The 12,497-nt window shown below is 70.8% G+C and carries 17 protein-coding genes; 10 read left to right on the forward strand and 7 right to left on the reverse strand.

Translation table 11 applies throughout. The features are described from left to right. Positions 1-54 precede the first annotated feature (54 nt). On the forward strand, positions 55-1,485 hold the full coding sequence (locus KVS71_RS13235; RefSeq protein WP_217584782.1) for a serine/threonine-protein kinase: 1,431 nt from the start codon (positions 55-57) through the stop codon (positions 1,483-1,485). A gap of 39 nt (positions 1,486-1,524) precedes the next feature. Here KVS71_RS13235 and KVS71_RS13240 read toward each other — a convergent pair whose 3' ends face one another. The 3 genes from KVS71_RS13240 to KVS71_RS13250 form a co-directional block, all read right to left on the reverse strand. After that, positions 1,525-1,863, reverse strand: a complete 339-nt coding sequence (locus KVS71_RS13240; RefSeq protein ID WP_105950390.1) for an ATP-dependent DNA ligase — start codon at positions 1,861-1,863, stop codon at positions 1,525-1,527. Between the two features lie 152 nt (positions 1,864-2,015). Then, complete coding sequence (gene soxR / locus KVS71_RS13245) at positions 2,016-2,450, reverse strand: redox-sensitive transcriptional activator SoxR (RefSeq protein ID WP_060922707.1); 435 nt, start codon at positions 2,448-2,450, stop codon at positions 2,016-2,018. Between the two features lie 50 nt (positions 2,451-2,500). Next, entirely contained in the window at positions 2,501-2,707 is a 207-nt protein-coding gene (locus KVS71_RS13250; RefSeq protein WP_105950389.1) for a hypothetical protein, read from the reverse strand. Between the two features lie 114 nt (positions 2,708-2,821). Between KVS71_RS13250 and KVS71_RS13255 the strand changes: the two genes are divergently transcribed. The 4 genes from KVS71_RS13255 to KVS71_RS13270 all read left to right on the forward strand — a co-directional run bounded on the left by KVS71_RS13255 (position 2,822) and on the right by KVS71_RS13270 (position 5,327). Continuing rightward, positions 2,822-3,196 (forward strand): VOC family protein, encoded by a 375-nt coding sequence (locus tag KVS71_RS13255; protein ID WP_217584783.1) that lies wholly within the window; start codon positions 2,822-2,824, stop codon positions 3,194-3,196. Between the two features lie 108 nt (positions 3,197-3,304). Beyond that, positions 3,305-4,630, forward strand: coding sequence for an NAD(P)/FAD-dependent oxidoreductase (locus KVS71_RS13260; RefSeq protein ID WP_217584784.1), 1,326 nt, complete (start codon positions 3,305-3,307; stop codon positions 4,628-4,630). Between the two features lie 107 nt (positions 4,631-4,737). Then, positions 4,738-4,902: a hypothetical protein gene (locus KVS71_RS13265; protein WP_164498166.1), complete on the forward strand. Its 165-nt coding sequence runs from the start codon at positions 4,738-4,740 to the stop codon at positions 4,900-4,902. 56 nt (positions 4,903-4,958) lie between these two features. Beyond that, positions 4,959-5,327 carry a hypothetical protein gene (locus KVS71_RS13270; RefSeq protein ID WP_025102538.1) on the forward strand — a complete coding sequence of 123 codons (369 nt, stop codon included), beginning with the start codon at positions 4,959-4,961 and terminating at the stop codon, positions 5,325-5,327. Here the strand turns inward: KVS71_RS13270 and KVS71_RS13275 are convergent. After that, complete coding sequence (locus KVS71_RS13275; protein WP_368874812.1) at positions 5,261-6,178, reverse strand: cytochrome c oxidase assembly protein; 918 nt, start codon at positions 6,176-6,178, stop codon at positions 5,261-5,263. The two genes, KVS71_RS13270 and KVS71_RS13275, sit on opposite strands and share 67 nt — an antisense overlap. Continuing rightward, positions 6,148-6,609, reverse strand: a complete 462-nt coding sequence (locus KVS71_RS13280) for a DUF2243 domain-containing protein (RefSeq protein WP_217584785.1) — start codon at positions 6,607-6,609, stop codon at positions 6,148-6,150. The genes KVS71_RS13275 and KVS71_RS13280 overlap by 31 nt, the downstream gene beginning before the upstream one ends. Positions 6,610-6,733: 124 nt before the next feature. On the opposite strand from KVS71_RS13280, the gene KVS71_RS13285 reads away from it, so the two are divergent. The 4 genes from KVS71_RS13285 to KVS71_RS13300 all read left to right on the forward strand — a co-directional run bounded on the left by KVS71_RS13285 (position 6,734) and on the right by KVS71_RS13300 (position 10,589). Further along, the gene (locus tag KVS71_RS13285; protein ID WP_060922712.1) at positions 6,734-8,461 is read left to right on the forward strand and encodes an MDR family MFS transporter; all 1,728 of its coding nucleotides are present in this window, start codon (positions 6,734-6,736) and stop codon (positions 8,459-8,461) included. A gap of 1 nt (position 8,462) precedes the next feature. Beyond that, entirely contained in the window at positions 8,463-8,918 is a 456-nt protein-coding gene (locus KVS71_RS13290) for a MarR family transcriptional regulator (RefSeq protein WP_217584786.1), read from the forward strand. Between the two features lie 52 nt (positions 8,919-8,970). Then, positions 8,971-9,438: a MarR family winged helix-turn-helix transcriptional regulator gene (locus KVS71_RS13295; protein ID WP_102208798.1), complete on the forward strand. Its 468-nt coding sequence runs from the start codon at positions 8,971-8,973 to the stop codon at positions 9,436-9,438. A gap of 62 nt (positions 9,439-9,500) precedes the next feature. Further along, complete coding sequence (locus tag KVS71_RS13300) at positions 9,501-10,589, forward strand: alkene reductase (RefSeq protein ID WP_217584787.1); 1,089 nt, start codon at positions 9,501-9,503, stop codon at positions 10,587-10,589. A 16-nt stretch (positions 10,590-10,605) separates the two neighbouring features. Here the strand turns inward: KVS71_RS13300 and KVS71_RS13305 are convergent, their stop codons facing one another. Further along, positions 10,606-11,391 carry a DNA/RNA non-specific endonuclease gene (locus KVS71_RS13305; protein ID WP_217584788.1) on the reverse strand — a complete coding sequence of 262 codons (786 nt, stop codon included), beginning with the start codon at positions 11,389-11,391 and terminating at the stop codon, positions 10,606-10,608. Positions 11,392-11,434: 43 nt separating this feature from the next. Further along, complete coding sequence (locus KVS71_RS13310) at positions 11,435-12,124, reverse strand: DedA family protein (RefSeq protein WP_060922976.1); 690 nt, start codon at positions 12,122-12,124, stop codon at positions 11,435-11,437. Positions 12,125-12,319: 195 nt separating this feature from the next. On the opposite strand from KVS71_RS13310, the gene KVS71_RS13315 reads away from it, so the two are divergent. Further along, positions 12,320-12,469 (forward strand): hypothetical protein, encoded by a 150-nt coding sequence (locus KVS71_RS13315; protein ID WP_157547026.1) that lies wholly within the window; start codon positions 12,320-12,322, stop codon positions 12,467-12,469. The last annotated feature ends 28 nt before the right edge of the window (positions 12,470-12,497 follow it).

Genomic DNA, 12,497 nt, shown 5'->3' on the forward strand with positions numbered 1-12,497 from the left:
CTACAGTGGGGTCTCGCCGCGCCGCTCCCGACGCCGTGGCAGGAGGATTCGACGATGACGGATGACTCGCTTCCCACGGAGGCGCTGCTCGATGGTCGCTACCACCTCCGGGAGTGCGTCGGGCAGGGCGGGATGGCGCGCGTGTACCGTGCGGAGGACTCGCTGCTCGGGCGCACGGTCGCCATCAAGATGCTCCGCGCGGAGACCGAGCAGGGCGCCACCTCCGAGCGCGCCCGCGGCGAGATGACCGTGCTCGCCTCCCTGAATCATCCGGCTCTGGTCACGCTGTATGACGCGCAGCTGCATCCGGGGCGGGCCGAGTACCTGGTCATGGAGTTCGTCGACGGGCCGACACTCGCAGAGCGGATCGCCCAGGGGCCGCTGCCCTCGGACGAGGTGGCGGCGCTCGCGGCCGATCTGGCGGAGGCCCTCCATGTCGTGCACGGCGCGGGGATCGTCCACCGCGACATCAAACCCTCCAATGTCCTGCTCACCGGGCGCTCTCTCACCGGGAGCCGGTCGGGTGCCAAGCTCGCCGACTTCGGGATCTCGGTGCTCGTGGACGCGGCCCGGCTGACGTCTCCCGGAACCGTGATCGGCACCGCGGCATACCTGGCGCCGGAGCAGTTGAACGGCGCCGCGCCCGCGCCGCCCGCCGACATCTACGCGCTGGGGCTGGTCCTGCGCGAAGCGCTCACCGGAGAGCGCGCCTTCGCCGAGGCGGAGGGGATCGGTGCCACCCTGGCCCGCTTGATCGAAGCGCCGGTCATCCCGGAATCCGTGGGCCCGGCGTGGTCCGCGCTGCTGCAGCGGATGACAGCGACGGATCCGGAGGACCGGCCGACCGCCGCCGGCGTCTTCGCGGCGGTGTCCGCCCTCGCGCACCACCCCTCGATTCCGCCGCGGCCCCCGCTTCCGGCTGCGATCGCCGCCGCAGCGCTCGCGGAGCGGGAGACGGCCGGACCGTCCGCTCCGACACGGACCCTCGTGCTGCCCACTCCTCCGTCTCCCGAGGTCGGGATGCTCCGCCCCCGAACTCCTCGCCTGCAGCGGACCCGGCGACGCCGCGGACTCCTGACCGGAGCCGTGGCGGTCGCGGTCGCCCTCACGGTCGCCGGAACGCTCTGGGCGGCAGGGGCGCTCAACCCGAACCCTGTGGTGACGCCTGTCGACACCGAGCCGACCCCTCGCTCGTCTCCGACGCCGGCGGTCGTGGTGCCCGCGACCGTGCCGGAAGAGGTGGACACGCCGGTCGAGGCCCCTGCACCGGAACCGGCGCCCGCGGCACCGGACGACACGAAGGCGGAGAAGGCGCAGGAGGCCGCTCAGAAGGCCGCGCAGAAGGCCGCCGACGAGCAGCGGAAGGCCGAGGAGGACGCGCAGAAGAAGGCCGAGAAGGCTCAGGAGCGCGCCGAGAAGGAAGCGGAGACGGCCCAGGAGGAGGCGGAGAAAGCGAATACGGAGGACGCCGACCTCGAGGATTGAGTCCTCGGGCCTGCGCCCTCCGTATCGGCGGTGCCGGTGTCAGACGGCGAGATCCGCGAGCTGCCGTGAGGCGCTGCTCGTCTCCGTGGGCTCCGGCACCAGGTACAGGCCGTTCGGCGTGTTCGCGGTGAACGCCAGCGCGTCCACCCACCGCCGGTTGATGGCCGGAGGCCGGCTGCCGAAGAACTTGAACACGATGTTCGAGTGCGCGTGCACCCAGACCGTCGTCCGACCGCCCCCGACGGAGGCGTCTTCCTTCCACGAGAACGGCATCGGCTCGCCGCGCCGGAGCTTCGTCGTCATGACGAGCTGGATATGTGTGAGAGCGCGGTCCTCGATCTCGATCTTCGGACCGCCCTCATAGATGAACTTGCCCATTGGATGGATCCTTCGTTCCATCTCCACAGGAACCCGTTGCCAAGAGGCGCAACCACGCTGATCGCTGGTGGGGATGTCTCCACACTCTCACCGATCCCGACTCCGCAACACTCCACTTTCGTCCAGCAGGTCCGTGGCGGACGTCCCCGGCCTCAGATGCGGCGGGGACCGGGGCCGTTCTCGCCGAGGGCGTCCTCCGGATTCAGCAGGCGGCAGGCCTTCAGAGACAGGCAGCCGCAGCCGATGCAGCCCGCGAGCTCGCGCTGCAGGTGCTCGAGCTGGGTGCGCCGCTCCTCGAGCTCGGCGCGCCAGCGCTTGGCCACGCGGCGCCAGTCGCCGTGCGAGGGCGGGGCGTCGACGGGCAGGGTCTGGAAGAGCTCCTGGACTTCGCTGAGCGGGATGCCGATGCGCTTGGCCACGACGATGATCGAGATCCGCCGCAGCATGTGGCGGCGATAGCGCCGCTGGTTTCCGGGCGTGCGCGTCGAGGCGATGAGGCCGAGCTGCTCGTAGAAGTGCAGCGCGGAGGGCGCGACGCCTGTGCGTCGGGTGACCTCCCCGATCGGGAGGAGATCGTCCGGTTCCATCCGCCGCCCTTCCGTGGACCTCAACAATACTTGAGGAACGGACGGAACGGTCAGCGCGAGGTCGGCGGGAGCTTGTCAACGCCGTGGCGGTTCGGCTTGTCCGGCTCGGCCGCGGTCTCCGGCGTCACGTCCTGGCTGTCGGCCGGCGCGCCCGACGTCGGATAGTGCGGCTCGTCGATCTCGACGGCCTTGTCCCGCTCATCCGCCGGGGGCAGGTGGTCCAGGGGCTGCTTGATGTCATCGGGGTGGTGGCTCATGGCCCCAGGGTGCGCTGTGCCGCGTGCGGCACCCAAGGGGGTTGTCATCCGTCCCGCGGTGTGGTCGGTGGGTGGCGCTACGGTGGGCGGACACGACCACGGAGGGTTTTCCACATGGCATCCGTCCTCGCCGGACTCGATCACATCCAGCTTCCCGTCACCGACCTCGCGGCGTCCAGCGCGTGGTACGAGCGTCTGCTCGGCTTCCGCGTCCTCACCGACTACGGGTCGAGCGCCATGCTCCGGGCCGAGGGCGGTCCGGATCTCATGCTCTGGGAGGCGCCGGGGCACGCGCCGATGAAGCTGACGGTGTCGGGGGAGGAGCGGCCGGTCTTCTTCCTGCGCACGACCGAGATCCACGCGCTCGCCGAGCGGTTCGCGGCAGAGGGCGTCGACGTGGAGAGCTTCGACGACGGCGGCTTCGCCCTCTTCCTGAAGTTCTTCGACCCGGACGGCACCCTGCTCGGACTCATCCAGCACGCCGCCTGAGCCCGGCGTCGCGAGCGGGTCGTCGGGCTCCGCTGCCCTGTCGGTGGGTGCCGGGCTGGGCTATCGTCGGGGCACGGCTCCGCGCGGAGGGGCTGCGAGGAGGGGCGCATGGAGCAGGTCGACACGGTGGTCGTGGGCGCGGGCGTGGCGGGATTGACGGCGGCGCGGCTGCTGCAGGATGCCGGGCGGACGGTCGTGGTGCTCGAAGCGCGCGACCGGATCGGCGGCCGGGTGCACACGGATCGGACCGACGGCGTCGTCGATCTCGGCGCCTCGTGGATCCACGGCGTCGACGGCAGCCCGGTGGCGGCGGCTGCCGAGGCCTTCGGCATGCGGACCGTGGAGTTCACCGTCGGCGGTTTCCAGGTGGACAGCCGGCCGATCGTCTATCACGGCCCCGACGGGCGCCCGCTCTCCGCCGAGGAGACACGCGCCTTCGCCGCCGATGTCCACGCGGTGGACGCCGTGCTTCCGGAGGTCCTCGCCGCCTCCCGCCCCACAGCCTCCTACCGCGACGTCACGGACGAGGCCCTCTCCCGCCGGGAATGGAGCGCCGAGCGTACGCAGCGGGTGCGGGAGTACCTGGAGCATCGCGCCGAGGAGCAGTACGGGACGTGGATCGAAGACCTCGCCGCGCACGGCCTCGACGACGACGCGATCGAGGGCGAGGAGGTCGTGTTCCCCGACGGGTACGGCGTGCTCCCGGAGCGCCTGGCCGCCGGACTCGACATCCGGCTGGAACACCTCGTCACCCGTGTCGACTGGAGCGACGACGGCGTCTGGGTGCGGACCTCGCACGGCGACTTCTTCGGGGACACGACCGTCATCACGGTTCCCGTCGGCGTGCTGCAGGCCGGGACCATGGAGATCGTCCCTCCGCTGCCGCCGGTGAACGCCGAGGCGCTGGGGCGGCTGCGCATGAACGCCTTCGAGAAGGTCTTCCTGCGGTTCCCGACGCGGTTCTGGGAAGACGGGGTGTACGCCCTCCGGCAGCAGGGCCCCGAGGCGCGGTGGTGGCACTCCTGGTACGACCTCACGACGCTGCACGACGAGCCGCTCCTGCTCACCTTCGCAGCCGGGCCCGCCGCGGCGGCCACGCGGGACTGGAGTGACGAGCAGGTGCAGGCCTCGATCATGGCGCAGCTCCGCCGGCTCTACGGCGACGAGATCTCCGATCCGATCGGGATGCGCCGCACGGCCTGGCAGGACGATCCGTTCGCGCACGGCTCGTACGCGTACATGACGGTGGGATCGACCACCACGGATCACGACGACCTCGCCATCCCGGTCGGCGGCGTACTGCACCTCGCGGGCGAGGCCACGTGGACCGATGATCCGGCCACCGTGCCCGCGGCCCTGTTCTCCGGGCATCGTGCGGCCGAGCGCATCCTCGGGCGGGCGGTCCCGATCGAACGGCTCTGGGCACAGGGGTGACGCGCCCCGGCGCCGGCAGTGTGGCCGTCGCCATTCGTCCGGTCAACCCCCTGCGTCATTCCTCGCCGCCGCGCATACGGTCGTCGGACCGAACACAGGAGGAGAGCATGAGCGACCCCCAGAACACGCAGGGCACCCCCGGCGCCGACGAGGAAGCCGACACGGCCTCCGGCGGCGCTCCCGACGACAGCGGCGAGAGCACCGACGACGTGCTCGAGCGCGAGACGACGGACGACGAGGGCAAGCCCCTCGAGAACCCGTCCGGCGGCTGACCGCCGCACCGCCCGAGGGTCAGCCGCGCCCCAGGTGGCGCGGCTACTCTCGGGTCATGCGCCGCATCGCTCTCGTCCCCCTGCTGCTCGCCGTCGGTCTCCTCGCCGGGTGTGCGCAGGTCACCCAGGCCGCGGGAGACGCGTTCGGAGTTCCGGTCGCGGAGACGTGCGCGACCATCGATGACGCGTACGCGCAGTATCAGGAGCTGCTGAGCCAGGGTGACGCATCCGCGGAGCAGCTCGATGCCGCACGCGACGACCTCGTCGCCACCCTCGACGGCGTCGCGGACGGGATGGACGGGCAGCTCGGCGACCTCATCCGCTCCGGCGCCGATCAGCTCGGCGGCATGACCGACCTTCAGGCCCCGGAGACGGTCGAGGCGATCGAGCGCCTCCACGACGGGCTCTCCTCCTTCTGCGGCTGAGCCGAGTCGCGCGGTCGTGTCGCGACGTACCACTGCCGGAGCAGCAGCACGATGAGCAGCACGTCGACGGCGTCACCCGCGTAGAACATCAGCTCCGCTCCGATCCGCGCGTCCCCGGGGTCGACGCCCACCGGAGGGTGTGCCCACAGCCATTTGGCGAGGATCGAGTGCGCGGCGATGAAGACGATGAGGACGGACGCCCGTACGGTGACGGAGGTCCGATGCGGATCGGGATCGAGGCCGAGGATGCTCGCGGTGAACAGATACCCCGTCAGCAGGACGTGCAGGTGCACCGCAGCATGGAGCCACGGTGAGGCGTGCATGAGGGGGAACAGCGGCGTGGCGTAGAGGAGCCACAACCCGCCGATGTTGAGGGTGCCTGCGACCATGGGATGCGTGAGCACCCGGATCGGGGCGCTGCGCAGCACCCGGGAGAGCGCGCGGGCCTCGGCGACGGGAAGGGCGCGGAGGGCCAGGGAGACCGGACGCCCGAGCACCAGGAGGAGCGGGGCCAGCATGCCCACGAGGACATGGCCGGCCATGTGCACCGGGAAGCTGCTGTGGGCCAGGGCGGCGAACGGTCCGACGGTGCCGACCGCGGCGCACAGCAGACCGCTCATCCAGGCGGCCGTCCGTGGCCGCGGCCAGGGGCTGCGGTCGCGGGTCCGCCGCAGCGCGACGAGATACAGCACGGCGGCGCCGAGGAGGAGGACGAGGGCGAGGAAGGGGAGGACGTCGATGCCCCCGCCCGTCGCGTCCGCATTGAGGCCCGGAAGTCGGGGCGGGTCGTCGTGCCCGTCGTGCCCTTCGTGCACGGCTGTCACCCCCTCGGGGCCGGTCGGGTCCGCCACACCGTGAGGGCTCCGGCAGCGAGCAGCACGACGGCCGACACGATCCAGACGGTGTCGTAGAGCACGAGGTCGACGCCGTAGCGGATCTGGTGGATGCCGAGGAGCTTGTGGTCGACGACGCCGTCGAAGAGCTGGAAGAACCCGACCCCGGCGATCACCGCGCCCGTCCACCGCGTCCAGCGCAGGGGGCCACGGCGGCGGACGTCGGCGAGGAGGAAAGCGCCGAAGATCGTGAGGAACCAGCCGAACGCGTGGAAGAACCCGTCGGAGACGAGGGCGACGTCGGAGGTCGACAGGTCGTAGAAGTGATGCCAGTGCAGCACGAGGTGGAAGACGAAGAGGTCGATCATCGAGGCGGCGATCCCGCAGCCGAACAGGAAGCCCGACAGCAGCAGACGCCGGTCGAGGCGGGAGGGGGCTGCGCTGGTCATGGGGTCAGCGTCGTCCGGTCCCTCCACTGCGGCGATGTCCTTGACCGCATCCCGCGGGTGCGGTACGAGCCGATAGTTGCGAAACCGCAACTATCGGCGTATGGTTGATCTCGATCAACTTTCTATGCAGGAGCATTCCCCCGTGACACACACCTCATCCTCTTCCGAGACCGCGCGCTCGGCCCGCGAGGTCTTCACCGCGATCTCCGGCCTCATCGTCGGAATGTTCGTCGCCGTGCTCTCCGGCACGGTCGTCTCGACCTCGATGCCCGTCATCATCGCCGACCTCGGCGGCACCCAGTCGCAGTACACCTGGGTCATCACCGCGAGCCTTCTCGCCACCGCCGTCTCGACGCCGATCTGGGGCAAGCTCGCCGACCTCGTCGACCGCAAGGTCCTCATCCAGATCTCACTCATCCTCTTCACGGTCGGCACCGTCATCGCCGGCTTCTCCACCGACACGAACATGCTCATCGCGGTCCGCGTCGTGCAGGGCATCGGCGTCGGCGGCCTCATGTCGCTCGTCATGATCGCCGTGGCCCTCATCATCTCCCCGCGCGAGCGTGGCAAGTACATGGGCGTCGTCGGCGGCATCATGGCCCTCGGCACGATCGGCGGCCCGCTGCTCGGCGGCGTCATCACCGACGCCTGGGGCTGGCGCGCCAACTTCTTCGTCGGCGTCCCGTTCGCGATCGTCGCCCTGGTGCTGCTGCAGTTCACCCTGCACCTGCCCAAGCCGCAGCGCGGCACCAAGGTGTCCATCGACTACTTCGGCATCGTCCTGCTCGCCGTCGGCGTCTCGACCCTTCTGATCTGGGTCTCCATGGGCGGCAACCAGTTCGATTGGGACTCGGGGACCAGCATCGCGCTCGCCGTCACCGCGGGCGTCGCCATCGCCGCCTTCGTCGCCGTGGAGTTCTTCGTCAAGGAACCCATCGTCCCGATGTCGCTGTTCCGCAACCGCACCTTCACGCTGTCGGTCATCGCCTCGATCGCGATCGGCGTCTCGATGTTCGCGACCTCGGTCTTCCTCGCGCAGTACTTCCAGCTGGCCCGTGGCGCCACGCCGACCGAGTCGGGCCTGATGACCATCCCCATGATCATCGGTCAGATGGGCGCGTCGATCATCATCGGACAGCTCGTCAGCCGGTTCGGCAAGTGGAAGGGCTGGATGGTCACCGGCTCGATCCTCGCCACCATCGGCGTGAGCCTGATGGCGACCCTCCGCTACGACACTCCGTTCACCCTGGTGGCCGTGTACATGTTCGTCCTCGGCGCCGGCCTCGGCATGGTCATGCAGAACCTGACTCTCATCGTGCAGAACGACACGGCTCCGCAGCAGCTGGGCGCGGCCTCGTCGAACGTCAACTTCTTCCGCACGATCGCCGGCACCATCGGCGTGACCGTCATGGGATCGCTGCTGTCGACGAGTGTGGCCGACTTCATGAAGGACGGCCTGAAGGGCTTCGTCCCGACCACGCCCGACGAGATCAGTGCCCTGGAGCGCCTGGGCTCCGGAGACGTGCCGAAGGTGGGCGAGCTGCCCGACACGATCCGCACGATCGTCGAGAGCGCCTACGGGCACGGCATCGCGGACGCGTTCATCCTCGCCATCCCGCTGGCCGTGATCGCGATCATCGCGATCGCGTTCATCAAGAACAAGCCGCTGTCCACCAAGAACGCCGCGGAGCAGCTGCGCGAGCAGGCCGAGGAGTCCGTCATCGAGGTCTCCGAGGCCGAGGTCGGCGCCAACCTCTCGACGGGGACGATCCGCACCGGGCAGGCCGGACCGGCGACCACCACCGGGTCGGTGAGCGTGCTCGAGCGCGACGATCGGAAGCAGGAGCGCTGACATGATCGCGTCCGAGGCGGTCGGCACCCCCGACGTCGACACGGCCCTCAGCGACCTCCAGGCGCATCTCAACCTGATCTTCGCGCGGACCCGGTCGCTGTGGAAGGAATCGGCGTCCCGGGTCCACCCGGAGCTGCAGGTGGCGGGGTACAAGCTGCTCACCTTCATCGAGCGGGCGGGCGCGGCCAGCGCGCACGAGCTCGCCGAGCGGTTCGAGATGGACAAGTCCGTCGTCAGTCGCCAGGTGCGGATGCTGGAGGACCTGGGTCTGATCGCCTCCGTGCCGGACGAGCGCGACGGCCGGCTCCGGGTGCTCACCGCGACGCCCGCCGCGTGCACCGCTCTCACCGAGGTCCGGCAAGAATACGGCACCCGGCTCCGCGCCGTGATCGACGAGCTCACTCCCGCCGAGATCGACGCCGCGTCCAAGGTGTTCCGGCTCCTTGCCGAGATCTGAACCCGGCTCCGCGACCGCCTGCGGTCGCGGGGCTTCGCCGTACACTGGCGATATGAGCGCCTCGTCCGACGATCCCGCCGACGACGCTCCCCTCGACGATCTCGACCAGGCGGTCGCCCGCGTCGAGCATGAGCTCGGCCGTCTGTTCGCCCGCATCCGCGTCGGGTGGCGCGAGGCTGCCGCCACCGTGCATCCGGACCTCCAGCCGCTCGGGTACCAGGTGCTGACCTCGATCCTCGCCGGACGGGCGACCTCGGCGGGAGCTCTCATCGAGCGCCTGCAGACGGACAAATCCGCCGTGAGCCGGCAGGTGCGTCAGCTCGAGCAGCTCGGGCTCGTCGAGAGCATCCCCGATCCCGAGGACCGCCGCGCCAGGGTGCTGGTGGCGACCCCGCTGGCCGAGGAGCGCGTCGCTCTCGCCCGCTCCCGGTACGAGGGGCGCATCGGCGAGCGCCTGCGCGGCTGGACGGCCGCCGACCTCGACCACTTCGCGAACCTCGTCGCCGATCTGGGCGGTTGATACACCGGAACACCTGGTCGATTCACGGGAATACAGCGGCCGGCCGCGTCCTTGGTCCCTCTGTGACTCTCTACGACTCCGCCGACTTCGGCTCGCTGCACCTGTCCAACCGCGTCGTCATGGCGCCGCTCACCCGCACGCGTGCGGACGCCGACGGCGTGCCGACCGCGATCATCGAGGAGTACTACCGTCAGCGTGCGGGGCAGGGGCTCATCATCTCCGAGGGCGTCTGGCCCGTCCTCGAGGGCAAGTCGTACCCCGGGCAGCCGGGAATCGTGACCCCCGCGCAGATCGACGGATGGCGTCGTGTGGCCGACGCCGTGCACGCCGAGGGCGGCACCATCGTCATGCAGCTCATGCACGGCGGCCGTGTCGGGCACCCGGACATCTCGGGCGAGCCCCGCGTCGTCGCGCCGAGCGCCCTGGCGGCACCAGGGCAGACGCGCACCCTCAAGGGCAAGGCCGACCTGCCCGTCGCGCACGCCCTCACCCTCGACGAGATCCCGGTGGTCGTCGAGCAGTTCGTCCGGGCTGCGCGCAACGCGATCGCGGCCGGCTTCGACGGCGTCGAGGTGCACGGCGCCAACGGCTACCTCGTCCACGAGTTCCTGTCTCCCGTGTCCAACGTCCGCGACGACCAGTACGGCGGCTCGCCGGAGAACCGTGCGCGCTTCGCGGTCGAGGTGACCTCGGCGGTCGCGGCAGCCGTGGGTGCCGACCGCACCGGGATCCGCCTCTCGCCGGCCCACGGCATCCAGGGCGTCATCGAGGACGACGCCGCCGACGTGCTCGCGACCTACACCGCGCTCGCCGAAGGGCTCGCGCCTCTGGGGCTGGCCTTCGTCGATGTGCTGCACCCCGAGCCCGCCGGAGAGCTCGTCCAGGCCATCCGCCGGGCGGCGGGCGCTCCGCTCATCGTCAACACCGGCTTCGGCGTCGAGACCACCCGTGCGACGGCCGAGGAGCTGGTGGCCGAGGACTGGGCGGACGCGGTCGCGGCCGGGCGTCCCGTCATCGCCAACCCCGACCTCGTGGAGCGCTGGCGGACCGGGGCCGAGCTGAACGAACCGCGCCCGGAGCTGTTCTACGGTTCGACCGCCGAGGGCTACATCGACTACCCCTCGCTGGAGGTCGCGCGCTCCGGCGATTGATGCGGAGCGCCCGCTGTCACACGACGATGTCGTCGGCCGTGTGCAGCGGGCGCCATCCGGTCTCGCGGATCCCGCGTCGGGGGAGGACGTCGGCGTCGGGCAGCGGGCCGAGGTCGACTCCGGTGAGGGCGGTGATCTCGGAGACCGGCACCTGGAACGTGCGGAAGGCTCCGAGCGACGCGACGGCGAGGGCACCCTCCCGGGTGTCGACGAGTTCGGTCTGATCGAGGAGGAACGCGGCGGCGGCGAGTCGGCCCTCGGCATTCCAGGCCGCGATCTTCCAGTACCGGAGGGGGACGCGGATGCCGCGGTACGGGGGGTCGGTGTCGTCGAGCACGGGGGCGGTGAACACCGTGAGGCGCTGCGCGGTGGTCTCCGCATACGCGAGCACGTGATCCTCCAGTCCGAGCCAGAGGTCTTTCGACTGGTTGAACACGGCGGCCTGCGGGGCGGCGTTGGGGTACGTGAAGGTCGCCTCCATGGCCGCGCGGGCGTCGGCGAGCTCGCCCCAGCCCGGATCGCGGCGGCGCACGAGATGCCCGCGGTCGAGGTCGTTCCGGGCGTACACGGCGGGCCCCGCCTGCTCCTCCGCCGGTACCCGGGGATCGAGGCGCCACTCACCTGTCCGGGGGAGGTCCCGCAGGCGGGCGCCGTCGATGGTGACGGCCGTCACCGCGGCGAGCCGCCGCTCAGGGTCCAGCAGCACCGTGAACCGCGGAGCCGGCAGGGTGCGCACCGCCATCGGAGGCACGGGGAGCGGGAGCGGGATGCCGAGGAACCCGGGGTCGTAGCCGTCCGTCATGCCCCCATCGTGCCCCGGCCCGCCGACATCGGGGGGCCGTATCTCAGGCGGACCCGTTGTCCTCGGCGCGCCGTGCCGCGGCCTCCCGCACGCGGCGGCGGATGCGCAGCGCAATGAACACCAGGAGCAGCAGGATGAGCAGGCCGACGACCACGTCGGAGATCACACCGCTCCACTGCTCGAGGATCGGCCGGATGGCGGGGCCGAAGGCGAAGCCGAGGCCGATCCAGATGCCGTTCCAGACCGCCGAGCCGACCAGGGTGTACATCGTGAACTTCCACAGGGCCATGCGCTCGATCCCTGCCGGGATCGAGATGAAGGAGCGCACGAGAGGCACGCAGCGGCCGAACAGCACCGCGCCGCCGCCCCAGCGCGCGAAGAACGCCTCCGCCTTGTCGAAGTCGTCGTGGTCGAGGAGCGGGATGCGTCCGACGATGCGCCGGGTGCGGTCCCGGCCGACCGCGGCGCCGAGCGCGTACCAGAGCCACGCACCGACGAGCCCGCCGATGGTGGCTGCGGCCCAGGCGCCCCAGGCGTTCATCCGGCCGTCGTAGGCGAGGAAGCCCGCCGCGGGCAGGATCGCCTCGGACGGGATCGGGGGGACGAACGTCTCGATGAGCACCGCGAGACCGACACCGACCTCGCCGAGGGTCTCGATGAGGCTGAGCACCCAGCCGATGAAGCCGTCGTAGCCGGGGGCGGAAGCGGCGAGGGGCAGGGTGCCGGGGGTCATCGTGTCCTCTGTCGGGGGATCGCGGTGATCGTGCGGAGAGCGGGTCCATCGGAGCGGACGTCGCCTCTGCACGGTATCGCCCTTCCCTGGACTCCGCCTGCGTGCGCAGGGAGCGGGAGGAGCCGGCATTGTCAAGGTGCTCGCCGCCGCCGGACGGTGCGGAGATCATGGAACCCCATCGACCGAGGAGGCAGCATGACCGATCCGCGACAGGACGAGACGACCGGATTCCACGGGGAGCCCCCGACCGCGAACAACGGCGACGGCGACGCGCCGGAGGTCGACGTGACCGATCTGGAGCCGGAGGAGATCGAGGACGGCGTGGAGGTCGACGACCGTCCCTGAGCGGTAGGGGAGATTTTGACATAGGTCA

The sequence above is a fragment of the Microbacterium sp. GbtcB4 genome, assembly GCF_019091465.1.
GTDB lineage: Bacteria > Actinomycetota > Actinomycetes > Actinomycetales > Microbacteriaceae > Microbacterium > Microbacterium paraoxydans.

What these genes read in the sequence shown, in the direction of transcription:
- KVS71_RS13315 (WP_157547026.1), top strand. Translation starts at nt 12,320, where the DNA reads ATGACCGATCCGCGACAGGACGAGACGACCGGATTCCACGGGGAGCCC.
- KVS71_RS13290 (WP_217584786.1), top strand. Translation starts at nt 8,463, where the DNA reads ATGATCGCGTCCGAGGCGGTCGGCACCCCCGACGTCGACACGGCCCTC.
- KVS71_RS13260 (WP_217584784.1), top strand. Translation starts at nt 3,305, where the DNA reads ATGGAGCAGGTCGACACGGTGGTCGTGGGCGCGGGCGTGGCGGGATTG.
- soxR (WP_060922707.1), bottom strand. Translation starts at nt 2,450, where the DNA reads ATGGAACCGGACGATCTCCTCCCGATCGGGGAGGTCACCCGACGCACA.
- KVS71_RS13305 (WP_217584788.1), bottom strand. Translation starts at nt 11,391, where the DNA reads ATGACGGACGGCTACGACCCCGGGTTCCTCGGCATCCCGCTCCCGCTC.
- KVS71_RS13285 (WP_060922712.1), top strand. Translation starts at nt 6,734, where the DNA reads ATGCAGGAGCATTCCCCCGTGACACACACCTCATCCTCTTCCGAGACC.
- KVS71_RS13310 (WP_060922976.1), bottom strand. Translation starts at nt 12,124, where the DNA reads ATGACCCCCGGCACCCTGCCCCTCGCCGCTTCCGCCCCCGGCTACGAC.
- KVS71_RS13235 (WP_217584782.1), top strand. Translation starts at nt 55, where the DNA reads ATGACGGATGACTCGCTTCCCACGGAGGCGCTGCTCGATGGTCGCTAC.
- KVS71_RS13240 (WP_105950390.1), bottom strand. Translation starts at nt 1,863, where the DNA reads ATGGGCAAGTTCATCTATGAGGGCGGTCCGAAGATCGAGATCGAGGAC.
- KVS71_RS13270 (WP_025102538.1), top strand. Translation starts at nt 4,959, where the DNA reads ATGCGCCGCATCGCTCTCGTCCCCCTGCTGCTCGCCGTCGGTCTCCTC.
- KVS71_RS13255 (WP_217584783.1), top strand. Translation starts at nt 2,822, where the DNA reads ATGGCATCCGTCCTCGCCGGACTCGATCACATCCAGCTTCCCGTCACC.
- KVS71_RS13265 (WP_164498166.1), top strand. Translation starts at nt 4,738, where the DNA reads ATGAGCGACCCCCAGAACACGCAGGGCACCCCCGGCGCCGACGAGGAA.
- KVS71_RS13250 (WP_105950389.1), bottom strand. Translation starts at nt 2,707, where the DNA reads ATGAGCCACCACCCCGATGACATCAAGCAGCCCCTGGACCACCTGCCC.
- KVS71_RS13280 (WP_217584785.1), bottom strand. Translation starts at nt 6,609, where the DNA reads ATGACCAGCGCAGCCCCCTCCCGCCTCGACCGGCGTCTGCTGCTGTCG.
- KVS71_RS13295 (WP_102208798.1), top strand. Translation starts at nt 8,971, where the DNA reads ATGAGCGCCTCGTCCGACGATCCCGCCGACGACGCTCCCCTCGACGAT.